Raw genomic sequence first — 25,975 nt, 5'->3', positions numbered from 1 at the left:
TATTACATAACTTAAAATTTACTAGCCTTACTTGCTAAGCACATACAAAAACTCCGGCACACCCACATTAGAATAAGTTTGAACAGACGCGCTTAAATAAATGGTTTCATCTACAACGCCAGTAATCTTACCCACAGAAATACCGCCAAAAAATATATCATCCAACCCGCTAGTATAAACCTCATCGCCAATTTGTGGCTCTAGCCATTTTGCTATATATTTTATCTCAACGCCCTTGCCAGTGCCTTTTGCCACGCCTGGAATTTTGCGCTCGCCAATATAAACCACAAAGCTACTTTTTGGGTCGTTTTGTAAAATAGCAAGTGGCCTGCCAGTATCGTTTATGACAATCCCAGCCGTTACGCCCTTGTGCATTAGGCCATAAATTTTACTAGCATTATAATCTTTAAAATCTATCCAAATTTTATTACTATCGCCGATTTTTGCATAACTCATAGCGCGCACAAGCTTAGCATAAGGCTTAAACAGCGTTGAATTATTATCTGCTAATAAATCATTAAGCTCATAATCAAATGCCATCAGCAAGGCTGCGCGCTCTTGTAATTCTTCATTTTTTTCTTGTAAAATTTTTATTTGTTCGGCTTGATCGATGTGCTGGGCGATTGTATTTTTAGAATAATCTAAAAAAGAATAAAAAGTCGTTATTACATCATCTGTGCTATCTAAAAAGATTTTTTTTAAGGTATCACTAGCATAAAATGATATTAAAATCACATACGCAAATAATAATAAAAACTTAAACTTTCCCCGCATTAACCACTACCTAAATCGCTTATAAATTTTAATCTCCATTTGCTAAGGTTTGTAAAATAGCTATTTCTTCAAGTGCCTTGCCTGTGCCTTTTGCCACGGCTAAAAGCGGTTCATCAGCCACATAAACAGGCAGTTTAACAATCTCAGCCAAATATTTATCTAGCCCGCGAATCAACGCGCCACCACCAGTTAGCACCACTCCGCTTTTAAATATATCAGCCACGAGATCTGGTGCCATTTTTTCTAGCACAAATTTTAAAGCATCAGCTATTTCTTTAAGTGGTTCTTGAATGGCTTCTCTTATATCTTCGCTACTTAGTTCCATGCTTGAAAGCATACGGCTTATTTGATCGCGTCCTTTTACATTCATTGTTAGTTCTTTTGGTAATTGCACAGCGCACCCAATTTTAATTTTTATCTCTTCGCCTGTGCGCTCGCCGATTATTAAATTATGCTTTTCTTTTACATAATTTACTATGGCAGCGTCTATTTTATCTCCGCCTACGCGAATGCTTTTTGAAATCACCAAACCGCCAAGGCTAGTTACGCCAATCTCAGTCGTTCCGCCACCAATATCTACTACCAAGCTACCTTGTGCCTCCATTACAGGCAAATTAGCCCCAATCGCTGCTGCCATCGGCTCTTCTATTAAAAACACCTCGCGCGCGCCAGCACTTAAAGCGCTTTCTCTTACTGCCTTTCGCTCAACCTGCGTTAGGCCATAAGGCACTGAAATAATAATACGCGGGCGGATAAAACTTTTACGGCGGTGGGTTTTTTCTATAAAATATCTAATCATTTTTTCTGTTATATCAAAATCCGCTATTACTCCATCTTTCATCGGGCGAATTGCTTCTATGCCACTATGGGTTTTGCCGACCATTTCTTTTGCTTCGTGTCCTACTGCTAAAATTTTTTGGCGTCCGTATCTTTCACGCTCGACAGCAACAACGCTTGGCTCATTTATAACTATACCTTTATCTTGAACTAAAACCAGCGTATTAGCAGTGCCTAAATCAATAGCCATATCGCTAGAAAATAAACCTACAATAGTATCTAAAAACATATTCTATCCTTATATAAAAGTGCTTGTGGCTTGCGCCTTAAAAAATATTATTAAAATTTGCTCTTTTTAAAAAAGCATTGATTTTAAGGCTAATTAAAAGCTTTTTAAAATCAATGTTTTGTTAAATAGAGTTAAAATTTCATTTTAAATTATTTAGCTTTAAGCAAAAGTGGCTGGGCTTTTTTATCTACTACTTCTTTTGAGATTATCACATCATAGCCGTTTAGTTCAGGTAAATTAAACATAATATCTGTCATCATCTCTTCCATTATAGAGCGAAGTCCGCGCGCGCCAGTTTTTCGTTTGAGAGCTAAATTTGCCACTTCAAGCTTAGCATCTTCATCAAATTTTAAATTCGCCCCATCAATAGCAAATAGCTTTTGATACTGCCTTAAAAGCGCATTTTTTGGTTCGGTTAAAATTTTAACCATATCATCAGCGCCTATTTGATTTAGCGTTGCTAGCGAATGTAAGCGACCAATCAACTCAGGTATCAAACCAAAATGTACCAAATCATCTGGCTCTACCATATTTAAGATATTTTCGCGCTCTTGTTTGCTTCTTTTTTCTTGCCCAAAACCTAACACATTTTTGCCAATTCTGCGCTCAATTATTTCATCTAAGCCATCAAAAGCCCCACCACAAACAAACAAAATATTAGTAGTGTCTATTTGGATAAAATCTTGATTTGGATGCTTTCTGCCACCATTTGGCGGGATATTTACCACGCTACCTTCTATAATTTTAAGCAAAGCTTGCTGAACGCCCTCGCCACTTACATCTCGCGTAATAGAGCGATTTTCGCCCATTCTAGCGATTTTGTCTATTTCATCGACAAAAACTATCCCCTGCTCTGCTTTTTTTACATCATCGCCAGCTGCGTGATAAAGCTTAGTTAGGATATTTTCTACATCTTCACCCACATAGCCAGCTTCTGTTAGACTTGTAGCATCACAAATTGCAATAGGCACTTTCAAAAAGCGCGCCAAGGTTTGCGCCATTAAGGTTTTGCCGCTACCAGTTGGCCCAATCAATAAAATATTTGATTTAGCAAGTTCTGTATCATCATCTACTAAATTTTTGCGAAATATGCGCTTGTAGTGATTATACACGCCCACGCTAAATACCTTTTTGGCTTGCTCTTGACCTATTACAAAGCTATCAAGCACGCTTTTTAGCATTTTTGGCGTTATGTCGCTATAATCGTATTCATCGTTTTTGTTTTCTTGCTCGCTAATTCTTTCATCACCATGAAAAGCCCCATAAGCAGCGTCTGTGCAATACTCGCAAATAAACGCACTATCGTTGTTATTAGATAAAATTTTTCTATCAGCACTTTCATAATTATGACAAAAACTACATTTTCTAGCCATTTATTTCCTTTTTAAGCGGGATTCCGCGCGTAGTTTTTAAAATAAACTCACACATTTTTAGCACTTGCGGGTTTGGATTTTGCTCCATTAAAGTGCGCGCGTTATCTTTTAAATCGCCTTTAAATAAAAATTTATACGCCTTATTTATTGCTTCAACAATTTCTTTATCAAAACGCCGTCTAAGCCCTACTAAGTTTAGCCCGCGTATATAAGCGCGATTGCCCTCAGCCAAGCAAAACGGCACTATATCTTGGCTAAGTGCTGATGCGCCAGCTATCATACAACCCTCACCAACTTCAACAAACTGATGAATAGGCGTTAGCCCGCCAACTACGACAAAATCGCCAAGTCTTACATGCCCGCCAAGCGTGGCATTATTTGCTAAAATTATATTATCGCCCAAGCGACAATCATGGGCTATGTGGCAATAGGCCATTATAAAAGCATTATCGCCTATTAGCGTGTAGCCATCGCATTCATCGTTTTTATGCGTGCCTGAGTTTATCGTGCAAAACTCCCTTATGCTAGCATTTTTGCCTATTACTACCCCACAACCCTCGCTACTGCTTTTTGCATAGCTTATATCTTGGCAAATATCGCCTATGATGGCGTAGCTATAAATTATGGAATTTTGACCTATTTTTGTGTTGCCGACTATTCTTGCGCCTTGTTTTATGGTGCAATTTTGCTCAATTACGGCATTTTTACCCACAAAGGCATAAGGCTCTATCACGCAACCTTCGCCGATTTTAGCGCCATTTTCTATTATTGCTTGGGGGCTGATTTTCATTGTTAATCTTTATCTACTATCATTGCCGTTAATTTAGCCTCAGCACAAAGCTTGCCATCTACATAAGCCTTGCCAGCTAGCACCCAGACATTACCACGATGTTTTAAGACCATAAGTTCATAATCTAAGCGATCCCCTGGCCTTACTGGCGATCTAAATTTTGCTTCATCAATACTCATAAAATACACGACTTTATTTTCTATATCCATGCTTTCATCGCTTTTAAACGCTAAAACACCGCCAGCTTGTGCCATGCCTTCAATTATCATCACGCCAGGATATATAGGATGGCCTGGAAAATGCCCCATAAAGATATTTTCACCTATGCTTACATTTTTATAAGCTTTTATTAGCTTGCCAGGCTCTAAGCCCACTACTCTATCAATCAATAAAAAAGGAAATCTATGCGGTAAAATCTGCTGTATTTGCGTAATGTCCATAATCACAAGTAGCCTTTAAAAAAATCCCGCAATTTTAGCAAAAAATTTTTAAAATCTACTTACAAAAAGCAAGCCTGCTCTATATTTACGCAATTTTAAGCCAAAGAAAAATTTTAAAATTTAATATTAAAAACTTAATAAAAATTGAGTTTTTTAAGATAAAATCCGCCCTAAAAATTTTAAAGGATGAAAAATGAGAAAATCATGGTGCCATGAGCGCGAAAATGATCCAACCCCAACCCAGCTTTACTACGCTAAAAAGGGCATCATCACGCCAGAAATGGAATTTATAGCCAAAAACGAAATGATAGATGCGAAGTTTTTAATGGAGCAAGTAGCACAAGGTAAATGCATAATCCCAGCAAACATCAACCACACGCATTTAGTGCCTATGGCAATAGGACGCGCTGTGCGAACTAAAATCAACGCAAATATCGGTTCAAGCGCACTTAGCTCCAACCTAGATGAAGAAGTAGAAAAACTTAAAATTTGTCTAAAATACGGAGCCGATACCGTGATGGATTTAAGCACTGGTGGCGATTTAGACGCTATTAGAGAAGCAATTATTAAAAATAGCTTTGTGCCAATTGGCACGGTGCCGATGTATCAAATAATCCACGACATAGGCGATTTAGAAAATCTCACACCAAAAATAATGCTCGAATGCCTTAAAAAACAAGCCCAGCAAGGCGTTAGCTACTTTACAATCCACGCAGGTATGCTTTTAAAATTTATGCCCCTAATGGCAAAACGAAAAATGGGCATAGTAAGTCGTGGTGGCTCTTTAATGGCATCTTGGATGATAAAACATCATAAAGAAAATCCATTTTATGAAGCTTTTGATGAAATTTTAGAAATTTGCGCGCGCTATGATGTAGCTCTTAGCCTTGGCGATAGCTTGCGGCCTGGGTGCTTGGCTGATGCTAGCGATGAAGCGCAAATGAGCGAATTAGCCGTGCTTGGCGAGCTAGGGCGCAGAGCAAGAGCAAAAAATGTTCAAGTAATGATCGAAGGCCCAGGGCATGTGCCATTTAATGAGATAGAATTTAATATGAAAGAAGAGCAACGCCTTTGTGATGACGCGCCATTTTATATTTTAGGCCCATTGCCTACTGATATAGGCGCAGGCTATGATCATATCACAAGTGCCATAGGCGGGACAATGGCGGCATTTCATGGGGCTAGTATGCTTTGTTATGTTACGCCAAAAGAGCATTTAGGCTTGCCAAATGCCCAAGATGTAAGAGATGGAATAATAGCGCATAAAATCGCAGCGCATATCGCAGATATCGCGCTTAAACGCCCGGGTGCGATTGAACGCGATCATAAAATGAGCGATGCAAGGTGGAATTTTAAATGGCAAGAGCAATTTAACTTAGCCTTAGATCCTGATAAAGCAAGGGAATTACACGATGAAAGCTTGCCTGCTGAGGGTTTTAAAGAGGCGAAATTTTGCTCTATGTGCGGGCCAAAATTTTGCGCTTATAAAATCACGCAAGATATAAATGAAAAAAAATAATTTTATAATTTTTATGCTTTTAACAAGAGTATTTAGCGTATAATAAATTTAATTTTAGCCAAAAGTGCGAAGATAAATGAAATATTTGCCAAAAACTTTGAGCTGTGAAATTTTAAAATTTAATAAAAAACGAGCGGTGGCAAACCGCTCATTTTTAACGCTAGCTTGGGGCATTAGCCCACTTACACAAAAGTGAAATTTTAAATAATCTTAGAGCTAAAAATAAAAAAGAACTAAACGAAAAAATGATGATATTTGCGCACAAAAAAACAAAGACAAAGTCCGTGTAAAACCTGCGCCTTATGCGTGGCTAAGCCACATAAGCACGAACGAGGCGATGATACAGCGTGCAAAAGTCGCAAAACGCCTTTTTTAAATTTCTAGCATTATTATAAGGCATTACACCAAATATTCGCCAAGGGTTAAATTCAAAAATTTAAAAAATTTTAATTTTTTAAATTTTTAAATTTTTACGAAATTTTTTTGAATTTTTTAAAATTTTTCAAATTTCGCCCTAAATTTCACACTCAAATTTGCGCGCAAAAATTTCGTGGCTAAAATCCACGCGCTCTAAATTCAGTCTTTCTTTCAAATCACGCATTTTATTTCATTTTACGACTTTTTCAAATTTGATTTCAAAGTCATCTTTTTGCGCTTTGATTTTAGCCAAAAAATTTGTGCCGACATTACCAAAACGCACCAAACCGCTGTGAAAAGGCTGTTTGTCGTAAAAAATGCCCAAATTTCCACAAGGCGCGAAATAAAACAAATCCCCAACCTGCGGCGCATAACCGCTCAAACCGCTAGTGTTTAGGCGTTTTTTTAGCTCGTGGCTAATTTTTTCTTTACCCACATAATCGCTAAATTTTAAATTCAAGGGCAAAAGCTCGTAAAAATCACGCGTGGCGGGGTTGTTTTCAAGCTGGGCAATGGTTTTTTCATCGTTTAATGAAAGCTGAATTTGCATTTTTTCTCCCTTATCTGCTCCAAAGGCGCAAAGCGCAAGCACCACGCCCAAAATGACACAAATTTTTTTCATTTTCGCTCCTAAATTTAAGCCTTTGGTATAGCTCCAAGTGCGTTTAAAACGCGTGGATAGCCTATGTAAGGCACAAGCGCGGTGAGCGTGGCGATGAGCCTTGCTCTGTCGTTTCCTATGTTGAAATTGCCTTGTATGTGCGCTTTTACCTGTGCGTCCGCTCCGCCCAAACTTGCCACAAAGACAAAGGTTAAAAGCTCGCGAAAACGCAAATCAAGCCCCTCGCGCGTGTAAAAATCCCCAAAGCAATGCCCGCTCAAAAAGGTGCGTATGTGCTTTTCATCAGCTGGCGCGGCGGCGTTGCCCTTGTCTATGGCTTCGCCAAAAAGTGCGCGTTGGGTTTCAAGCCCTTTTTGCACGCGATTTTGCCTTATTGTCGTGCTTTGAGCTGGCAAAGGCAAGGCGATTTGGTGCTTTTTAAACACTTCATTTGTCGCCAAAATAAACTCCAAAGCCTTTCCCATACCCACATAAGGCGTGGCTTGATAGCAAATTTCCTTTACCTGCACGGGCAAAACGCCAGCGTTTAGGGCAGCTTCAAGCATATTTTTGTATTCGCTTGCGCCCTGCGTGGCGATGAGCGCACCAAGTGTGAGCATCAAACGCTCTTTTTCGTCTAAATTTGTATGCGCTAGCACCTCATCAAAAGCGAAATTCGCATAAGCCTCGAAAAATTCTTTGTCATTTTGCGCCAGCTCGCCGCGTGCAAAATCTGCGCCAAAATAACGCTCTAAATTTTGCCTTGCTGTGTTTGTTAGGTTCATCGTCTCTCCTTTGTTTGAATTTAGGTTGTTTTGATTTGGATTGTAAGCCTTTGAGCCGCTTTTTTCATCGTTTTTACAAGCGTTTAAATTTATGCTTGTAAATACTGAAAGCGTGGCTAAACTCGCCATTTTCGCGCTCGTTTTGATGAATTTGCGGCGTGAGTTTTGGCAAGTGTTTTGAATTTCGCTTTGAAAATCGCCGCGAAATTCGCTCGCATTTTGAAATTCACGCTCAAATTCACGCCGAATTTTGTTTTGCTTGCTCATTGTCGCGCCTTTCATTGAGCTTTTTTAAGGGCTTCTTTATACTCTTTGTCGCTTACCTTGTCAAGCCACACGACATTTTGCCCGTCCTTAACGCCTGCAAGTGCGATATGTGCGCCACTTTGCTTGTCTGTCGCTCCGTGAAAGTGCTTTAAATCAGGCGGACAAAGCACGGTGTCGCCCTTGTGCGCTAGCTGCACCACGCCTTGCTCGGTAGCTGTGATGATAACGCCATCCGTTACGATGAGCGTTTGCCCCGCTGGGTGCGTGTGCCAAGCCGTGCGTGCGCCCTTGCTAAACTCTACCAAAGCCCCGCCAAAAGGGCGATAAGGCGCATTTTGAAACAGATAAGACACCTTCACCTTGCCCGTGAAAAACTGCTCGTTGTTCTCAAAGCCCCCAAGCGAGCCAGCTTTTACTAGCTCTTGTGAGCTTGTCGCATTTTTTAAATCAGTCGCATTTGCCATAACAAAACCCCCTAAAATAGCCACTAATGCTAGATTTTTCATCTTTTTCATCTTTGCCTCCTAGCTCAAAGTTTTCATATCGATGACGAAACGGAAATTCGCCTTGCCTTGCGCGACTTTTTGATACGCACTATCAAGCTCGTTTATGGGGATAAGCTCGATTTCGGGGTAAATGTTGTGCTTTACGCTAAAATCAAGCATTTCTTGGGTTTCTTTTATGCCGCCGATGAGTGAGCTATAAATTTTGCGGCGAAAGTTCCAAATCATCGCATTTGCGTTTAAATTTGGATTGTCTTTTGGTGCGGGCAAGCCAACAATAGCCATTTCGCCATACATTTTAAGCATTTTTTGATAGGCGTTTATGTCGTAGTGATAAGGTATGGTTGAGATGATAAAATCAAATTCGTTTTTAATCTCATCAAATTCCTTGCTGCCTACCTTGACAAAGCGTTTTGCGCCAAGTTTTAGCACGGCTTCTTTTTTATCTACTATGTCAAAGCCTGTTACTTCTGCGCCCAAAGCTACCATATACTTAACCGCCATATGTCCCAAGCCGCCCACGCCCGCAACCGCGACTTTTTGCCCTTTTTTAACCTTGCTAAACATTATAGGCGAGTAAGTCGTAATGCCAGCACATAAAAGTGGCGCAACCTTTTGAATTTGTGCGCCTTTTGGCACTTTGATGGCGAAATTTTCGCTTACTACATAGTTGTTTGAGTAGCCTCCATAGGTGTTTTCGCCGCCGTGAAAGTGGTCTGTGCTGTTGTAGGTAAAGACTGTTTTAGCATTTGTGCAAAACTGCTCTTCGCTACGCTTGCACGCTTCGCACTTGCCGCAAGAATTTACCATACAACCTATGCCAGCGTAATCGCCCACTTTAAATTTACTCACCTTTTTACCCACAGCAACCACTCGTCCAGCGATTTCGTGTCCGGGAACGATAGGATAAATAGGCTCGTGATGGTCGCCTGCTACTGAATGCAAGTCGCTATGGCAAATGCCAGCATACAAAATCTCAATGAGAATGTCCTTTTCGCCAAGTGCGTGGCGTGTAAAGCTGTAAGGCTTGAATTTAAAATCCTTGCCAAAAGCCGCATAACCCTTGCTTTGAATGCGTGAGCCGTTTTTAGCTTGCATTATGGCTTCGTTTGTGCCAACGACTGAGTTTGTGCTGTTTGCGCCTGAATTTTTTGTCAAATTCGAATTTGAATTCGCGCCTGTGTTTTGCGCAAAAGCACCTAGTGGCAAACTCGCTACTGCGCCTAATGCCACGCCTAATTTTGCCGAATTTGCGATAAAATCGCGCCTTGATGATGAATTTTTCATCACTGCTCCTTTGTAAAATAAAATTTATAAAGTTTTGCGTGACAAAGGCTTGCTAAACTCGCCTTGCGTTTATAAAGCCTTATTAAACTAGCCTTGTGTTTGGAAGCCTTGCAAACTAACCTTTTGCTTGTAAAGCCTGAGTTTAAAGGCTTTTGCCACACTATTTTTAACTTTATCTTTCAACATTATAAAGCATTACACCAAGTGTTTGTCAAGGGGAAAATTTTAAAATTTACAAAAAAATTTAAAATTTTTAAATTTGTGTGAAATTTTTTGATTTTTTGAGTGTTTGTCAAAAAGCTGATGAATTTTTAAATGCCAAGAATTGAGCCAAATTTGTTTTTTGCGTCTTGTATCTCGTAGCAAAATGGCTTCTCGCCCATAGCAGCGCCAAAGTTGCCATACGCTCCAAGCGAAAGCGTGCTTTTTTCGCTAAAATTCGCCGCATTTAGGGCATTTACGCAGGCTAAAAGCAAGATTATAAATAAGCATTTTTTCATCATCAACCTTTAAATTTTACATTCAGCATTATAACAAATTTTACAAATTTTCACAAAAAATTTAAAATTTGAGTAAATTCAAGCCAAAGGCTTGCAAGGCAAAGCACGGCAATGAGTTTGAATTCTTTGACTTTGCGAGCGATGAAAAGATTTTAGAGCAGGCAAAAGCGGACTTGTCAAAGGATTAAGTTATTTTCTCATATTTCTTACCCAAAAACACGCCCAAAAGCCCCCACACAAAGCTCACAAAAGCTCCCACGCCAAGCACGAGCGTGATACTCACGCTTGCAAGCAGGCTTTCAAACTGCGCCCAAAGCGCGTCTCCGCCGCGGTAAATTACCGTGTCGATGAAACTTTTGACTTTGTATTTTTCATCGCTTGAAAGTGGCACAAAGAGCATTTCGCGCCCGGGTTTTACGAGTGCATACTCACCCACGCGCCGCACGCTCATCACCACAGCCAAAGGCAAAAACGCAGGGTGCGTAAAGATAAGCACCACAAAGCCCGCGCATATCACAAAGCCAAGCACGCCAAGCAACGCCGTGAGTTTAAAAAACTGAGCGATTTTAGCGGTGAGAAAGATTTGTATGATGAGGGCTGAAATTTGCACGACTAAATCAATGTTTGCAAAGGCAGCCATACGCGCTTCTCGCGTGGCAAAGGCTTCGCGGACTATGCGCGCTTGCTCCATATATAAAAAAGTCGAAACGCTCGTAAGCAGCAGCACAAAGGCGCACAAAGCCAGCAAATACGGGCTTTTAGCGATGAGTGTAAAGCCTATGAAAGGGTTTTTCGCGCCTATGGTTTTGTCAAAGCGTGCTAAATTCACGCTATTTTCGAGCTTGCCCAGCTCTTTTATCATCAAATTTTTAAGCACCACACCAAGCAGCAAAAGCACCACAGAGGCAAAGACTAAGTTGCTAGCACCGATTAAATTTGCAAAAATTTTTACACTGCTTGCGCCCGCTATGCTGCCAAGACTTGCGCCCGCTGCGATGATACCAAAGAGCCTTTGGCTGGCTTCTTTGCTGAAAATGTCCGCTATCAAACTCCACGCCGATGAGAACGCAAAGAGGTTGAAAATGCTTACCCACACATAAAATGCGCGCGCAAGCCACACAAACTCCACGCTTTTCGTCTCAAAGGCGTTCATCGCCACGAAAAAGCCGATGAGATTAAGCGCGAAAAAAACAAAGACAAAGTCCGTATAAAACCTGCGCCTTATGCGCGTGCTAAGCCACATAAGCACGAGCGAGGCGATGATACAGCTTGCAAAAGTCGCCAAAAATAGCCATTTTAACTCATCTTTGCCGCCTTCAAGCCCCAAAGCATCGCGCATAGGACGAAGCAAGGCATAAGAGCTAAAAAGCACGAAAATAAAGCCAAAAGAAAGTGCTAAAAGCCTGAATTCGCCTTGCTTTAAGCTCAAAAGTTTGCCAAAAAATAAATGCATTTGTCTCATCGCTAAGCCTTGTCGTGGCGTTTTGTTTGAATTTTTGCCTAAATTTTAGCTTAAATCAAGCTTGATTTCTTGCAAAATTCGCAAAACGCCTTTTGTAAATTTTTAGCATTATTATAAAGCATTACACCAAGTGTTTGTCAAGTGGAAAATGTAAAAATTTATAAATTTCGCTCAAAAATTCGCGCAAGGTAAGCAAAGATTTACCCAAAACAAGCGCGAAAATCACACAAACGCAAATTTAGCGACAATTTAATCTCGCGTAAATAAGGCTTACCAGCAAGATGATGGCAACCCAAATGCCAAATTCAGCCTTTAAACCAAAGTTTGACACCATAGGCGTGGTGATGATGGGGCTGATGAACTGCCCCAAAAAAACGCAGCTTGCCAAGCCCCCGTAAGCCCTTGCGCGCACGCTTTGCGGGGCTTTTTGGAAAAGATAAGCGGAGTTGTTTGTAACGATAAGCCCGCCCACAGCCCCAAATATCGCTAAACTCACTATCGCCACGATGAAATCATCGACTAAAAACACAAGCAAAAAACCAAAGGCTTGCAAGGCAAAGCCCAGCACATAAATTTGCTTAATGGATAAAAATTTCACAATGTCCTTGTAAAGATACGCCACCACAGCGTGCGAAAGCGTGGTGCTAGCCATCGCAAAGCCGATGAATTTGGGATTTAGCCCAAGCGTGTCTTCTATGTAGTGCGGAAACTGCACGGCTGCAAGGTAAAAAATCATCACCACAAAAAAGCCCGCAAAATAAATGCTAGCATAATCCTTATAAAACACCTTTTTATCGGTATTTGCGGCGTTTTGAGTGGCTTTGTTTTTCGCAGCTCGTGGCTCAAAAAGATAAAAAAGGCAAAACACAAAGACAAAAAGCCCGCTCGCATAGACATAAAAGGCATAACGCCACGAAAAGCTCGTAAGATAGCCAGCGATGATGGTAAGAACCGCCCCGCCAAGCGCCATCACAAAGCCTTGTAAGCTCAAAGCCCTATCGCGCCGCCCTTCGCCCACAGCGTAGTAGTCGCCAAGCAAGGCGTTTGCGCCTGTGGTGATGAAAGCACTTGCTATGCCAAAGGCGCAGCGGCTTAAAAGCAGGGTGTAAATGTCAGCGCACCACGCTCCGCTAACGCCCGCAAATATCCATAAAATCATCGCTGGATAAAGGAATTTGAGTTTGCCAAATTTATCCATAAGCGCGCCCGCAATGGGCGAAAAAAATATCATAAAAAGTGCGGGGATAGTAAGCGTTAGCCCCGTGAGTAGCTCTATGTGCGGCGTGGTGCTAAACTCTTTTGCGATGCCGGGCAAGGCGGGCGAAACCAGCACAGAACCTAAAATCGTCATCATCGCCGCGCCAAAAAGGGCGAGTTTGAAACGCACGCGCTCGGTTAGGGCGATGATTTTGCTGTCTAACTTGCTGTAAGGCACTTTTTTCCTTTGTGTGAATTTAATGTCGCTTAAATTTTACACTCATTTTGTTTTAGCTTCGTAAAAACCTAGCGATTTTGCCTTTATCAAGCGCGTTAAATGCTGAATTTGTCGCTATTTTTGCTTCGTTTTGAGCGCGTAAATTTGGGGCTATTTTTTCATAGTCCTTAAATTCATAGTCCAAAATTTTAGCGATTTTTGCGCCTTTTGCAAGGCTTTTTACGCTCTTTACGCTCGCTCCAAGCCCGTAACCTGCGTTTGTGATGATGAGATAAAGCTCTTTTGAGCTTAAATTTACGCTACTTAAAAAACTTTTCATCGGCGCGCACAAGTCCATACCCCAAAGCGGTGCGGCGATGAAAACGCGCTCATAGCCCTTTAAATCAAGCTCAAAGGGCTTTAAAGGCGGCAAAATGCCTTGTTCTCTTTGCTTGCTAGCAAGGGCAACACAGCTTTGATAGTCCTGCGGGTAGGCTTGCTGCGTTTGAATTTGTAGCAAATCCCCGCCGATTAAACCTTGCATATAGTGCGCTAAAATGTGCGTGTTTAGGGTGCGCGTGTAATACACAAAAAGATTGCGCCCGCGCAAAATGCTTGCATTGCCAAAGGCAAAGCTTGTCAAAGTCCCTAAACAAAGCCCTAAAAACGCACGGCGATTAAAATTCGTGCTTAAATTTGCTGACATTTTTGCTCCTTTGTTTTGAATTTTGCTTTTAAATTTGCCTTAAAAGGCGTTAAAAAGCTAAATTTAACGCCTTTTTCGCTTTTATCACTCAAATTCTTTCTCAAATTTAAGGCTCACGCCTTGTAATTTGCTAGCCATTTTATGCGCTCAGGGTCGCGATGGTCGATAAAAAGCGTTTTGTTAGTATCAAGCGTGGCGATTTTTGCCTTATCATCAGCACTTAACGCGAAGTCAAACACGGCGAAATTCTCACGCATTCGCTCTATGCTCGTGGTTTTTGGTATAACGATAACATTTCGTTCAATGAGCCAGCGTAAAATCACTTGTGCTGGGGTTTTGCCATACTTTTTACCGATTTGGCTTAAAAGCTCGTTTTTGAAAATGCCATTTTGCCCCTCCGCAAAGCTCGCCCAGCTTTGCACGGTTATACTTAAATCGTTGTTGATTTTTTGCTCACCAACCTTTTGAAAAAATGGGTGCAGCTCGATTTGATTGACAGCGGGCTTTATGTCATTAAAGGCGCAAAAATCCGTGATTTTATCCGCATAAAAGTTGCTCACGCCGATAGCGCGGATTTTGCCCTCTTTATAAAGCTTGCTCATCGCTCGCCACGCGCCATAAGTGTCGTTGTAAGGCTGATGAATCACATAAAGGTCTATGTAGTCAAGCCCTAGCTTTTTAAGGCTCGTCTCAAACGCCTTAAATGCGTCCTTTTCGTTGGTGTGGCTTATCCAAAGTTTGGTTTCGATGAAAAGCTCATCTCGTTTAATGCCCCCTTTCATCGCGCTTTTAAGAGCCTCGCCTATGGCTTGCTCGTTTGCGTAGGCTTGCGCCGTGTCGATTAGGCGGTAACCCACGCTCAAAGCGTCCTCCACGCACCTTTGCGCCTCGCTGTTTGGGATTTGGTAAGTTCCATAGCCTAAAATAGGCATTTTCACGCCGTTGTTGAGTGTAGTGTAAAGCATTTTCGCTCCTTTGTTTGAATGTGTGGTGTTTTTACTCGCCACCGAGTTTGAATTTGCGCCGTTTGCGCCTGAATTTTTTGTCAAATTCGAATTTGAATTCGTGCTTGAATTTTTAGCCAAACTTAAATTCGTGCCCGAGTTTGCCAACAATGGCGAAACGCTCGCCATTGCACCTAATGCCACGCTTGCAAGCGCAAATTTGCCCGAATTTTTGACAAAATCACGCCGCTTTGCGTTTTGAATTTGCTTTGTATCTTGCAAAGCACAAATTTCACTCACGCTTTTAAGGGCGTTTTTGCTGTGAAATTCACTTGTGTCGTTCATTTTTGCTCCTTTGTGTTAATTAACAAACGCCCATCTCATCGCCTTGCGGGCTTGTTTATGCCAAAACTTTCTTTCAAGCCAAAGTCTTTTTCAAGGCAAAGGCGTATCACAAGGTGCGCTATGCTTTTGCGTGAAATGAACGCGTCAGGGTTTTTAAACGCTTCACCCTTGCGCGTTAGCTCGTAGTCTATTTCATCGGCGTTTGAAAACCATTGCGGACGAATTATCGTATAGTCAAGCCCGCTTGCTTCGATGAGTCTTATAGGCTCGGCGTGGCGTGAGCGGTGTGAGACATTTTCGCTATCATAAACACCATAACTTCCTATCCAAATCAGCCTTTTTAGCCCCGTTTCTTTCATCGCTTGTATGATTGCCTCCGCCATTTTGGGCAAGTCGCCCGCTAAATTCGCATACACGACATTTACGCCACTCATCGCGTTTTTAAGGGCGTTAATGTCCCTTGCATCGCCCTCGATGAGTTGCACTCTTTGCGGATTTTGCCTTGCTACTTTTCCCAAACGCTTTGAGTCTCGCAAGAAAAGTTTTAAATTTGCGTTCGTGCTTTGTAAAAAGCCATCTGTGGCGACTTTTGCCACGCCGCCATTTGCGCCGATGATGAGAATTTGCATATTTGCTCCTTTGTTTTTGTTGAATTTGACAAATTCATCTTTGTCCCAGCTTGTCGCATTTGCACTTAAAGCAAAGGCAAGGACAAGCATTTTAAAAGCATTTTTTAAGCTCATTTTTGCTCCTTTGTTTGAATTTAAAATTTTTATAAATTCTTTTAAGCATTATAAAGCATTACACCAAGTGTTTGTCAAGGGGAAAAATTTTAAAATTTGCAAAAAAAATTTTTAAAATTTTTAAATTTGTATGAAATTTTTTGAATTTCTTAAAAAATTCGGCATAAAATTTAAATTTTGTGAATTTTTGCGTTGCTTAAAAAAACTTGTTGTGTTTTTTATAAAATTGTGATTTTTTGAGTGTTTGCTAAAAAATTGATGAATTTTTAAATACCAAGAATTGAGCCAAATTTGTTTTTTACGCCTTACCTTGTGGCTTTCATATTGCCTGACAAGATTTGCGTGCTACGCCGTCTTTGGTTTTTGCAAAAACGGCGTGGCGAATTCAGCTTTTACCCTTGAATTTTGGAAGTTTTTTGTAGTAAAATTTGCTGTTTTTATCGAAAATGTCCTCGCCCAAAGCCTCCATTTCCTCGTAAAGTTCGATTTTAAATTTTACCTTTTCAAGTGAGTTTTGTAGGGTTTTTAAGTGCTGTTCGATTTTGCTTTGCTGGCGTTGCAAAAGCCTTTTGCGCTCGTTAGCCGTGTCCTTGCCTTGCGAAAAAAGATAAAGATAGCGGCGAATGTCTTCTATACTCATATCCAAACTCCGCAAACACTCTATCCACTGCGCCCACTCGACATCACTTTGCGCAAAATAGCGCGTGCCGTGTTCGTTTAGCTCAGTAAATGGAAAAAGCCCCTTGCTCGCCCAAAAGCGCAGTGTGCGCGATGAAATGCCCGTTTGCCTTTCTACATCGATGATAGTGTAGCTCATTTGTGTCCTTTCTGTCGCCTTTTGCGCGTAAATTTACACGCAAAAGGTGTTTGGTTTTGTCCGCTCAAAGCCTTAAAATTTCGACTTTTTTATGTCGATGACATAGCGGAATTTCGCCTTGCCTGTGGTGAGTTTTTCGTAGGCTTCGTCTATTTTGCCCGCTGTGATGATTTCAGTTTCTGGGTAAATGCCGTGAGCTAGCGAAAAGTCAAGCATTTCTTGCGTTTCTTTCATACCGCCGATGATAGAGCCATACACGCGGCGGTGTCCTGCAAAAACAAGCGAGTTTATCGCGATTTGTGGCATCACCTCAGCGGGCGGAAGCCCCACTACGCAAAACTCTCCGCCATAACCAAGCAGCCGCACATAGTCCATAGGTTCGTATGCGGTTGGGATTGTGGAGATGATTAAGTCAAAGCGTTCTTTTACTTCGCTCAGTTTGTCTGTGGTGTAAAGTGCCTTGACGCCAAGTTTTAAGGCGTCTTGCTCTTTGTTTTTGTTGCGCGCAAAAACGAAAACCTCAGCGCCCATTTTCAGTGCGTATTTTACCGCCATCACCCCAAGCCCGCCAAAGCCCGCAACGCCTACCTTTTTGCCCGCACTCACCTTGCTAAATTTAAGCGGCGAATAAGTCGTAATGCCCGCGCACAAAAGTGGCGCCACCTTGTCAAGCGGGGCGTTTTGCGGCACGGTTACGGCAAAGTCCTCGCTTACAACAAGGTTGTCGCTGTAACCGCCGTAAGTTGGCTCGCCCCCGTGGAAGCAGTCCTTGCAGTTGTAGGTGTAAATGGTGTTTTGGCAAAACTGCTCGTTGCTTGCCTTGCACGCCTCGCACTCGCCGCACGAATTTACCATACAACCAACGCCCGCATAATCGCCCACTTTGAATTTGCTCACCTTGCTCCCTACGGCGATGACGCGCCCTGCGATTTCGTGTCCTGGCACCATAGGGTAAATGCCCTCGCCCCACTCGCTTCTTGCGTTGTGAATGTCGCTGTGGCAAATGCCCGCAAACAAAATCTCCATCAAAATGTCGCGCTCGCCAAGTGCGTGGCGTGTGAATTTGTATGGCGTAAATTTGGCGTTTTTATCCGCCACCGCGTAGCCTTTTGCGGTGATTTTTGCGCCACTAATTGCCTGTGAAATATACTCTTGCATAAAATGCTCCTTTGTGTGAAAATGCGTAAATCAAATTTGGTTTTGACATTATAAAACATTACACCTAGTGTTTGTCAAGGGAAAATTTTAATGCGCGCGTTTTTAGTAAAAATAAAACTTAAAATTTTAAAGAAAAGCTAATGAAATAATGCTAAGTAGTAAAGAATTTAAAGTGAAATTTTAACCCTAACCAAAATTTAGGTTAGGGCAATTTAGATTAAGCTATGGCTTGATTAAGCATCCAAAGCATTTTTTCTAATTGGGCGACTTTATCTTGTGCAAGATTTGAGGTTGTGGTGTCGCCATCTTTTTGAGCTATTTCATCAAGCTTTTTAAACTCAGCTAGTAAATACTCATAAGCCTTTTTTACATTTTTAAGCACGGCTTCTGGTTTATAATCGCCTTTTGCTTCAACTGGTGCTGATTTGCCAGCTTTTACTATATCATCGATATCATTTAAGGCTTTACCGCCGATTTGTAATGCGCGCTCTGCCATTTCATCAAACAATTCGCCCATTTCTTCATAAGCTTTTTGTGTGTATTCATGTACTGCAAAAAACTGCAAACCTTTTACATTCCAATGATAATCATGAAAAGCTATATAAAATGCGTGAGCTTCGCCTTGAAGTTTGTTTAGTTGAGTTACAACTGATTTCATTTTTTCTCCTTTAATTAAAATTTCAAAATGATACTCCATTTGCCTTTAATATTTTATAAATATTGTGAAAATAAAATAGCATTTTCTTTTGTTAGGCAAGGTATATTTTTTATTACCGGATACACCAGCAAGCACTCTTTACAAAAGTAATTTTTGTGTTTTAAAATCAAGCTTTCGTGACATACCGGACAAGCAAAACTAGGCTCGCTATTAAAATTTTCTTGCTGATTTTTTTCTATTATCATTATTGCTGATTGATTTGAAAATGTGCCGATTGGATATAAATCATACTTAATAATTTTGCCCCCCCCAAAGCTTTTTAGCAAATTTTGAGCAGTATTTTTTAAGTTAGTAATGTATTTGTGCTTTTTTATATTTGCCTTTGTTTTGGCATTGCCAAGCTCGTAACTAGGCTCAATAAGTATTAAGTATTTTTTTGTGATTCTATATAATTCCTTGATGATATTTTCAAGTTCGTTTGTATTTGGTTCTAATGCATGACATGTATAAATTACATCAAAGCAATTATCCTTAAAAGGCGTTTTTAAAAGATTAGCCACGAATAATTCACAATTTTTATTATGCTTTTTACAAAATTTCTTAGCTTGCTTGATCCTCGATGGAGCCAAATCAAAACCATAAATTTTTGCATTTTTATTTTCTAATTTATCCATAAGTGGGCTTAATGTTGTTGCTTCGCCCACGCCTGCTTCTAAGATGTTTTCATATTTGAGGGCGTTTATTTCATCTGCTAAATAACTTACATATTTATCAATAAAATCTTGTGCTAGTAGCTGCGTTTGCTTGCCGTTTATATGATAATTGTTTGATTTTTTATTTGCTTGGTAACTTTTAATATACGAACCTGCTTGTAAATCATAAGATGCTAAAATGGCATTAATTGAGTTGTTATCTGTGTTGTTAGTTTTTCTAAAATACTCCATAATATTTACATTTTGATTATATAAATCCTTTAAACTCATCTTTTGTCCTTAAAAATTATTTTGCTCTAAATTTTGTCTTAATAGCAATTTTGCTAGCTCTACGCCTGGCTGGTTGTAGGTATTTATGCCAAGCATCAAACCAGTTGCGCTAGTAAGCAATTCATAATAATACACCAAATACCCGCTATGCCACGCATCTAAGCTATCAAGCCTAATCTCATCTACGCTAATATTTTCGCTTTTTAAAGCCTGCATTGTCGCGCGAGCTTGCGCATTTAGCACGCTTGCGATCTCTAAATCATTTGTAAAATCACAGCTTTGTAAGCCATCTAGGCTAAGGTTGCTTAATTTTAAATTTTGATCTTCGTGCTTTTTGGCTGTTATGAAAGTAACGGTTTTATCCTTAGCGCCCTCCATTATAAGCTGTAAAAACGAATGTTGGTCTTTTGAGCCAATCAAGCCCACAGGCGTTAGCCCAACGCGCTTATAACCGCGTTTTTTGCCCAAACTCTCAGCCCAAAGCTGCACAAACCAATCATTAAAACTAGCCAAGCGACTAGAATAACTAAAAAGCACATTTATTTTAGCCGTTTCATGGCGCGCGTAATGATAGGCTTTTTGTAAAATCGTATCATCATCGCCACCAAGATGCTGAGCCTTACAAGCCATCGCGCCATTTAAAATTTCACTAACATCCACCCCGCTAAGCCCAAGCGGCACAAGCCCAACAGCAGATAGCACACTAAAACGCCCGCCTACATTTTTTGGTATGTTAAAAACGCGGATATTTCGTGCTTTTGCGTAAATTTCAAGTGGGCTATTTGGATCGCTTATTATTATAAAATTTTCAAAATTTACTATTTTAAAACGCTCTAAAATGCATTTAAAAATACTAATTGTCTCAATCGTGGTGCCTGATTTACTTGAAATAATGAATATAGTATCATCTAAGCTAATTTTATTTAAATTAGAAGCTATTAAAAAAGGATCTAAATTATCAAAAAATATAAGATTTTTTTGGCCATGAGCAAGCATTTCATAAATAGCCTTTACTCCAAGAGAACTACCGCCAACGCCGACTAATGCGATGTTTTTAAAATTTGGCAAAGATTTTTTTAACTTGCTTATTTGCTCTATTATGCCATTTGAAAGAGCTGGTAAATCATAATAGCCAACCAGTTCTTTTTCATCATTCATTCGCCTTGCAAAAGACGCTATATGCTCGCTTTGGGCGAGCTTAAAATGTAAAATATTATCAACCAAAATTTACCTTAAAAAAAATGCAAAAGTATAGCATAGCTTTAAAATTTTACAAAAAATTTTAAAATATACTATTTTAATTTATATTGACAAACTCTAAAATATCCGTTATAATCCGCCACACTTAATGAATATATATTTATTAAGTATATCTTAAACCAAGGAGCAAAAATGGCTACTTTAACATCTTGTACTAGATTAGATCCAATCGATAAGGCAGGGCTTGAAGCCCTTAAAAAAGCAGGTATAGCAAACCCTGATGTGATAAAAACCCTTAAATGTCGCACAGTAGCTGCTGGCAAGTTTCGCCACGAAAACTACATCCGCAACCTGCCAGCTTATATAGTAGATGAACCGCCTGTGCTTTTAGGCGATGATACTGCGCCAAATCCTAGCGAGGCTGTGCTAGCAGCACTTGGTAGCTGCGTGGCTGTGGGCATTCATGCAAATGCCATAGATAAAGATATAGTAATTACCAAACTTGAATTAGAGCTTGAAGGCGATTTAAATATCACTGCTGTTTGGGGAACGGGAGATTTAGATGAAAATAAACCACTAGGCTTTACAGATGTGCGCATAAAAGTGGATTTACAAACAAACAAAGACAAAGCCACAAATGACGAACTAATCGCGCATGCTATTAAGTATTCGCCAGTAGCAAACACCCTGCTTCGCAAGGTAAATGTAGAAATAAAATAAGGATAACAAATGCAAACCCTACAAAAACTAGTCCAAAAAATAGATAAACAAGGCTATTATCCAAAAGAGCAAATACAAGCCCTAGCAAATGATGGATTTTTCGCTGTCTTAGAGCAAAGAAGCGATATTTTTAAAGCCATAGAAAATATAAGTAAAATTTCAAATATTTGCGGGACGACTGGTTTTTGTATGTGGTGTCAATTTGCTTTAATTTGGTATGTTTTAAACACTAAAAACTTAGAACTAAAAGCTAGGCTCTTGCCAAAGCTTAAAAGTGGCGAAATTCTTGGCGGGACGGCATTAAGCAATCCTATGAAAAACTTTGCTGGTATTGAAAAAAATCACCTAAAAGCCAAAAAAGTTCAAGGCGGATACATAATAAACGGCACCCTGCCTTGGGTTTCAAATATCGAGCAAAACTCAGCTTTTGGAGCCATTGCTTTATTACCTGATGAAAAACCTGTAATGGGCGTGATATTTTGCGATGAAAGCGTAAAACTAAGCTCACACATAAAATACGCCACGCTTGAAGGCTCGGCTACTAAAACCATAGCTTTAAAGGATTATTTTTTAAAAGATAGCGATGTTTTAGGCGGTGATGATATTTATGAGTATTTAATAAAAATCACGCCAGGATTTATCTTGCTTCAAGCTGGCATCGCAGCTGGCATAATAAATCAAAGCCTAGAATGCATACAAAAATCACAATTAACACACGCTCATATAAATGAGTTTTTGCCGTATGATTATGAGAGTTTAAAGGCTGAGTTTTCTAAGCTTTTAGAGCTGACAAAAGATGCTAGCAAAAACATTGAAAACCCAGATCCAAAAAGCATTTTAACCCTAAGGCTCAATGCTTCGCTTTTAACGCAAAAAATCACCGCAGCGGCCGTGCTTTTTAGCGGAACGATGGGATATTTAGCCGATGCAAAACCACAAAGATTACAAAGAGAAGGAAATTTTGTCTTAATCGTAACGCCAAGCATTAAACATATTTTAAAAGAATTAAAAAACATAGAAAATGGCGATGGTTGCATAAATAAATGGAAAAGGAAAATCGCATGAACAGAAGAAATGCTTTATTATTTTTGGCTGGTTTTATGGCATTTTACGCTAGCAAAACCCTAGCCAAACAAAACTCAAATTTTAAAATTCCTATAAAAATCGGCTTTTTGCCTATAAGCGATCATTTAATAATCATCGCAAAAGAGCTTTTTGTAAGCCAAAATTACGAGCTTGTAGGCGTGAAATTTTCAAACTGGGCTGATATTAGCGAGGCATTAAGAGCTGGCGCGATTGATGGGGCGTTTTTGCTAGCTCCGCTTGGGCTAAATCTAAAAGCTAGTGGCGTAAATATCAAAGCTGTTTTAAGCGCGCATAAAAACGGCTCAGCGCTTGTGGTTAATAAAAATATAAATAATATAAATGATTTAAGCGGCAAAAAAATCGCCGTCCCGTCAAGATTTAGCATGCATTATTTTTTGCTAGATAAGCTCTTAAATGATAATAAAATTAGCGCACAAATCATTGATATGGCACCGCCTGAAATGCCTTTTGCGCTTGCAAGCAAGCAAATAGATGCTTATATCGTAGCAGAGCCTTTTGGGCAAATTGGCGTAAAATTAGGCGCAAAAAATTTGCTTTTTAGCAAAGAAATAAAGCCAAATCATATTTGTTGTGTTTTAAATTTTAAAGATGAAATTTTAAACTTGCCAAATTTTAATGAAATTTTAAATGCCTTTAAAAACGCAGCCACTTTCATAGAGCAAAACACAAAAGAAAGCGCGATTTTAGGCAATAAAATAATGGCTCAAAAAGTTGAAATTTTAAACGATGTGCTAGGTAAAAAGCTAGTTAGTTATGATGATTTAAGCATTAGCGAGCAGGATTTAAGCCAGCTAAGAGATTTTTTAGTGGCTAAAAATTTAGGTAGCAAAAATCTAGCAAGCCTAAATATAAAGGATTATTTGCTTTGAAAATTTTAAAAATTTTATTTAGCATAGGCGTTTTTATCGGCATTTGGGGGATGTTTTCAAATGAGCTAATTTCTAGCCCAAGGCAAAGTTTTGAAGCAATTATTGAGCTTTATAAGCTTGGTGCGCTACAAAATGGGCTTAAAGATTCGCTTGTGCGCTATATTTTAGGGCTTGGCATTGGCGTTAGTTTTGGCATTTTATTTGGTGGACTTTTGGGCTTTATGCCTAAATTAAATGCTTTTATTAGTCCGGTTTTGGATTTATTAAGGCCTATTTCGCCTATTGCTTGGATACCGCTTGTGGTGATTATTTTTGGCATAGGCGATAAACCTACGATTTTTATTATCGCTTATGCCGTGTTTTTCCCTGTGGTGCTTCTTAGCCTAAATGCCTTAAAGCAAGTCCCACGCGAACTAATTTTAATCAGCAAAAATTTTGGCGCAAATGCTTGGCAATTATTTTATGGCGTTTATTTTCCATCTTGTATTTTTGCCTTGGTTTCGGCTTTAAAACTTGGTGCTAGCCTTGCTTGGATAAATCTAGTAGTTGGCGAAATGGTGGGCGCACAAACTGGTCTTGGATATTTAATAATCGATGCTAGAAACCAGCTAGAAATACCAGCTGTTTTAGGCTTAATTTTCATCATAGGCATAATAGGTATGATGATAAATGCGCTATTTAACGCTATTGAATTATATTTTACGAAAAGATTTGGCTATGATAAAAATAAATAATTTGAAGAAATTTTTTAATAATGAATGCATATTAGATGGCATTGATTTGCATATTAGAAATGATGAATTTGTCGTGCTTTTGGGCGCGTCTGGCTCTGGTAAAAGCACCTTGCTTAAAATTTTAAGCGGATATGAAAGCTTTGAGCAAGGTAGCATTAGCATATCAGGGCAGGATTTTAGCAAAAAAATCCCAAGCCACAAAAGCCGCCAAATCATCACTCAGCAATATTCTCTTTTGCCGTGGTTAAGCGCAAGGGCAAATATTGAGTTCGCGCTAAAATGCTATGGCATAAAAGATAAAAAAGAGCGCAAAGAGCGCGCACAGCAGTTTTTAGCTCTGGTGCATTTAGAAAATAAAGCCGATTTATTTCCTCATTCTCTTAGCGGCGGCCAAGCACAGCGAGTAGCGATTGCGCGTGCGCTCAGCCTAAATCCTAGCGTTTTATTTTTAGACGAGCCTTTTAGCGCGCTTGATCCAATCGTGCGCTTAAAACTCCAAGCCGATTTAAAAAAACTAAGCGCAAATAAAAGCGTGATTTTTGTAAGCCACGATATAGATGAAGCCATAAATTTAGCCGATACCATCGTAATTTTACGCCAAGGCAAAATAGTATCAAAGCTAAAAAATCCAAGATTTTCTCCGCATTCTCCAAGCTTTTTTGAGCTAAAATCTAAAATTTTTGACATTTTAAATGGCGAAGATCCGTTAATTGAATATATGATTTAAGCGTGGTTTTAAAAATTTATAAAATACAAATTTTATAGCTTTGTGAAGTTAAAATTTATCCGCTATTTGATAAATTTTAAAATTTTAATAGCCAAAATTTATAAGCAAAAGAGCCAAATCAAGCAGGATTTACTGCGAGTAGCTGCCTTTGCTTAAAATTTTATTCATTCTATGCTCTAAAATATCATCTATGCTAAGTCTTGCAAGATCTGTGAGTTCATTTACTATGTAAGCGCCAACTAGCTTAGCTGCGCCTTCTTTATCGCGGTGTGCGCCGGCCTCTGGCTCGTCTATTACGGTATCGATTAAGCCTTGCGTTTTTAGCTCGTCAGCGGTAATTTGCATGGCTTTTGTGGCTGATTGAACCTTGCTTGGATCATTCCATAAAATCGCCGCGCAACCCTCAGGCGAAATCACAGAAAACACCGAGTTTTTCAGCATCGCAAAACGATCCGCCACGCCAATAGCCAAGGCTCCGCCACTTCCGCCCTCGCCTATTACTATGGAGATTGTGCGAGTTTTTAGCGTGGCTAGCTCTGCTAAGTTTCTAGCAATCGCCTCGCTTTGTCCGCGTTCTTCTGCGCCTATGCCAGGATATGCGCCCGGAGTATCGACTAAAAATATTATAGGAATTTCAAATTTTTCAGCAAGCCTTGCCACGCGTAAAGCCTTGCGATAGCCCTCAGGATGTGGCATACCAAAATTTCGCATAATTTTATATTTTGTGCCGCGCCCTTTTTGCTCGCCAATTACTATAACCTTATGCCCGCCAATATAACCCAAAAAGCACACAATCGAAGTATCATCTTTAAAAGCCCTATCGCCATGTATTTCTTTTGGTTCATTTACTAACGCTCGCACATAATCAAGCGTATATGGGCGATCAGGATGCCTAGCGAGTGCTAAGCGCCCAAACTCATCTAAGCTTTTATAAGTTTTAGAAATTTCTTTTTGCAAGCTCTTGCTTAAAATAGCCACAGCTGCATCATCGCCTTTAATTTTAGCGTTTATGATATCATCGTCAAGTTGCTTGATATTTTTTTCAAAGTCAAGATAACTAGGCAAA

At 39.9% G+C, this 25,975-nt stretch carries 28 protein-coding genes; 6 read left to right on the top strand and 22 right to left on the bottom strand.

What is annotated here, in order from left to right; genetic code table 11:
• Window positions 1–27: 27 nt before the first annotated feature.
• From mreC to fabZ, 5 genes are all read right to left on the bottom strand, one after another.
• A complete protein-coding gene (mreC, locus tag CINF_RS00380) occupies window positions 28–774 on the bottom strand; it encodes a rod shape-determining protein MreC (protein ID WP_179975327.1) in 747 nt (248 codons plus the stop codon).
• 28 nt (window positions 775–802) lie between these two features.
• Complete coding sequence (locus tag CINF_RS00375; protein ID WP_178695667.1) at window positions 803–1,840, bottom strand: rod shape-determining protein; 1,038 nt, start codon at window positions 1,838–1,840, stop codon at window positions 803–805.
• Between the two features lie 149 nt (window positions 1,841–1,989).
• Complete coding sequence (gene clpX / locus CINF_RS00370; RefSeq protein ID WP_179975326.1) at window positions 1,990–3,213, bottom strand: ATP-dependent Clp protease ATP-binding subunit ClpX; 1,224 nt, start codon at window positions 3,211–3,213, stop codon at window positions 1,990–1,992.
• Window positions 3,206–4,003 carry an acyl-ACP--UDP-N-acetylglucosamine O-acyltransferase gene (lpxA, locus tag CINF_RS00365; RefSeq protein WP_179975325.1) on the bottom strand — a complete coding sequence of 266 codons (798 nt, stop codon included), beginning with the start codon at window positions 4,001–4,003 and terminating at the stop codon, window positions 3,206–3,208. Before lpxA ends, clpX begins: the two co-directional genes overlap by 8 nt.
• A 2-nt stretch (window positions 4,004–4,005) precedes the next feature.
• The gene (gene fabZ / locus CINF_RS00360) at window positions 4,006–4,443 is read right to left on the bottom strand and encodes a 3-hydroxyacyl-ACP dehydratase FabZ (protein ID WP_420808756.1); all 438 of its coding nucleotides are present in this window, start codon (window positions 4,441–4,443) and stop codon (window positions 4,006–4,008) included.
• Window positions 4,444–4,636: 193 nt separating this feature from the next.
• Between fabZ and thiC the strand changes: the two genes are divergently transcribed.
• A complete protein-coding gene (thiC, locus tag CINF_RS00355) occupies window positions 4,637–5,962 on the top strand; it encodes a phosphomethylpyrimidine synthase ThiC (protein ID WP_178695661.1) in 1,326 nt (441 codons plus the stop codon).
• A 233-nt stretch (window positions 5,963–6,195) separates the two neighbouring features.
• On the opposite strand, the gene CINF_RS09040 is transcribed toward thiC, so the two are convergent.
• The 16 genes from CINF_RS09040 to CINF_RS00280 all read right to left on the bottom strand — a co-directional run bounded on the left by CINF_RS09040 (window position 6,196) and on the right by CINF_RS00280 (window position 20,776).
• A complete protein-coding gene (locus CINF_RS09040; protein ID WP_275690510.1) occupies window positions 6,196–6,324 on the bottom strand; it encodes a hypothetical protein in 129 nt (42 codons plus the stop codon).
• Window positions 6,325–6,569: 245 nt separating this feature from the next.
• Window positions 6,570–7,001, bottom strand: coding sequence for a cyclophilin-like fold protein (locus CINF_RS00350; RefSeq protein ID WP_179975324.1), 432 nt, complete (start codon window positions 6,999–7,001; stop codon window positions 6,570–6,572).
• Between the two features lie 14 nt (window positions 7,002–7,015).
• Window positions 7,016–8,032 carry a carboxymuconolactone decarboxylase family protein gene (locus CINF_RS00345; protein WP_240156133.1) on the bottom strand — a complete coding sequence of 339 codons (1,017 nt, stop codon included), beginning with the start codon at window positions 8,030–8,032 and terminating at the stop codon, window positions 7,016–7,018.
• Window positions 8,033–8,043: 11 nt separating this feature from the next.
• Window positions 8,044–8,496 carry a cupin domain-containing protein gene (locus CINF_RS00340; protein ID WP_240156166.1) on the bottom strand — a complete coding sequence of 151 codons (453 nt, stop codon included), beginning with the start codon at window positions 8,494–8,496 and terminating at the stop codon, window positions 8,044–8,046.
• A gap of 60 nt (window positions 8,497–8,556) precedes the next feature.
• Entirely contained in the window at window positions 8,557–9,633 is a 1,077-nt protein-coding gene (locus tag CINF_RS00335; RefSeq protein WP_179975907.1) for an NAD(P)-dependent alcohol dehydrogenase, read from the bottom strand.
• 500 nt (window positions 9,634–10,133) lie between these two features.
• Window positions 10,134–10,322, bottom strand: coding sequence for a hypothetical protein (locus tag CINF_RS00330; protein WP_179975322.1), 189 nt, complete (start codon window positions 10,320–10,322; stop codon window positions 10,134–10,136).
• A gap of 184 nt (window positions 10,323–10,506) precedes the next feature.
• On the bottom strand, window positions 10,507–11,784 hold the full coding sequence (locus tag CINF_RS00325; RefSeq protein WP_179975321.1) for an NTP/NDP exchange transporter: 1,278 nt from the start codon (window positions 11,782–11,784) through the stop codon (window positions 10,507–10,509).
• Between the two features lie 238 nt (window positions 11,785–12,022).
• Window positions 12,023–13,219: an MFS transporter gene (locus tag CINF_RS00320; protein ID WP_240156132.1), complete on the bottom strand. Its 1,197-nt coding sequence runs from the start codon at window positions 13,217–13,219 to the stop codon at window positions 12,023–12,025.
• A 52-nt stretch (window positions 13,220–13,271) separates the two neighbouring features.
• Window positions 13,272–13,904 carry an NADPH-dependent FMN reductase family protein gene (locus CINF_RS00315; protein WP_179975320.1) on the bottom strand — a complete coding sequence of 211 codons (633 nt, stop codon included), beginning with the start codon at window positions 13,902–13,904 and terminating at the stop codon, window positions 13,272–13,274.
• A gap of 113 nt (window positions 13,905–14,017) precedes the next feature.
• Window positions 14,018–15,193, bottom strand: coding sequence for an aldo/keto reductase (locus CINF_RS00310; RefSeq protein ID WP_338025060.1), 1,176 nt, complete (start codon window positions 15,191–15,193; stop codon window positions 14,018–14,020).
• A 35-nt stretch (window positions 15,194–15,228) separates the two neighbouring features.
• The gene (locus tag CINF_RS00305) at window positions 15,229–15,936 is read right to left on the bottom strand and encodes an NAD(P)H-binding protein (RefSeq protein ID WP_205195800.1); all 708 of its coding nucleotides are present in this window, start codon (window positions 15,934–15,936) and stop codon (window positions 15,229–15,231) included.
• 385 nt (window positions 15,937–16,321) lie between these two features.
• Complete coding sequence (locus CINF_RS00300) at window positions 16,322–16,753, bottom strand: MerR family transcriptional regulator (protein WP_179975319.1); 432 nt, start codon at window positions 16,751–16,753, stop codon at window positions 16,322–16,324.
• A gap of 72 nt (window positions 16,754–16,825) precedes the next feature.
• Window positions 16,826–17,911: an NAD(P)-dependent alcohol dehydrogenase gene (locus tag CINF_RS00295; RefSeq protein ID WP_179975318.1), complete on the bottom strand. Its 1,086-nt coding sequence runs from the start codon at window positions 17,909–17,911 to the stop codon at window positions 16,826–16,828.
• A gap of 217 nt (window positions 17,912–18,128) precedes the next feature.
• Window positions 18,129–18,569 carry a Dps family protein gene (locus tag CINF_RS00290; RefSeq protein ID WP_179975317.1) on the bottom strand — a complete coding sequence of 147 codons (441 nt, stop codon included), beginning with the start codon at window positions 18,567–18,569 and terminating at the stop codon, window positions 18,129–18,131.
• A gap of 53 nt (window positions 18,570–18,622) precedes the next feature.
• Window positions 18,623–19,552 carry a class I SAM-dependent methyltransferase gene (locus tag CINF_RS00285; RefSeq protein WP_179975316.1) on the bottom strand — a complete coding sequence of 310 codons (930 nt, stop codon included), beginning with the start codon at window positions 19,550–19,552 and terminating at the stop codon, window positions 18,623–18,625.
• 9 nt (window positions 19,553–19,561) lie between these two features.
• Window positions 19,562–20,776: a glucose-6-phosphate isomerase gene (locus CINF_RS00280; RefSeq protein WP_179975315.1), complete on the bottom strand. Its 1,215-nt coding sequence runs from the start codon at window positions 20,774–20,776 to the stop codon at window positions 19,562–19,564.
• 168 nt (window positions 20,777–20,944) lie between these two features.
• Between CINF_RS00280 and CINF_RS00275 the strand changes: the two genes are divergently transcribed.
• The 5 genes from CINF_RS00275 to CINF_RS00255 are packed head-to-tail and all read left to right on the top strand — an operon-like array spanning window position 20,945 to window position 24,909.
• The gene (locus CINF_RS00275; RefSeq protein WP_179975314.1) at window positions 20,945–21,472 is read left to right on the top strand and encodes an OsmC family protein; all 528 of its coding nucleotides are present in this window, start codon (window positions 20,945–20,947) and stop codon (window positions 21,470–21,472) included.
• A gap of 9 nt (window positions 21,473–21,481) precedes the next feature.
• On the top strand, window positions 21,482–22,537 hold the full coding sequence (locus CINF_RS00270; RefSeq protein ID WP_179975313.1) for an acyl-CoA dehydrogenase family protein: 1,056 nt from the start codon (window positions 21,482–21,484) through the stop codon (window positions 22,535–22,537).
• Window positions 22,534–23,448, top strand: a complete 915-nt coding sequence (locus CINF_RS00265; RefSeq protein ID WP_179975312.1) for an ABC transporter substrate-binding protein — start codon at window positions 22,534–22,536, stop codon at window positions 23,446–23,448. Before CINF_RS00270 ends, CINF_RS00265 begins: the two co-directional genes overlap by 4 nt.
• A complete protein-coding gene (locus CINF_RS00260) occupies window positions 23,445–24,182 on the top strand; it encodes an ABC transporter permease (RefSeq protein ID WP_179975311.1) in 738 nt (245 codons plus the stop codon). Before CINF_RS00265 ends, CINF_RS00260 begins: the two co-directional genes overlap by 4 nt.
• Entirely contained in the window at window positions 24,166–24,909 is a 744-nt protein-coding gene (locus tag CINF_RS00255; RefSeq protein ID WP_240156131.1) for an ABC transporter ATP-binding protein, read from the top strand. The genes CINF_RS00260 and CINF_RS00255 overlap by 17 nt, the downstream gene beginning before the upstream one ends.
• 129 nt (window positions 24,910–25,038) lie before the next feature.
• Here the strand turns inward: CINF_RS00255 and CINF_RS00250 are convergent, their stop codons facing one another.
• Window positions 25,039–25,974, bottom strand: coding sequence for an acetyl-CoA carboxylase carboxyltransferase subunit alpha (locus tag CINF_RS00250; RefSeq protein WP_179975309.1), 936 nt, complete (start codon window positions 25,972–25,974; stop codon window positions 25,039–25,041).
• Window position 25,975 lies beyond the last annotated feature (1 nt).

Origin of the sequence: Candidatus Campylobacter infans (assembly GCF_013416015.1) — a bacterium.
Classification (GTDB): Bacteria; Campylobacterota; Campylobacteria; order Campylobacterales; family Campylobacteraceae; genus Campylobacter; species Campylobacter infans.
Note: the sequence above shows the minus strand (reverse complement) of the source record. Positions and strands in the feature narration are given on the sequence as shown.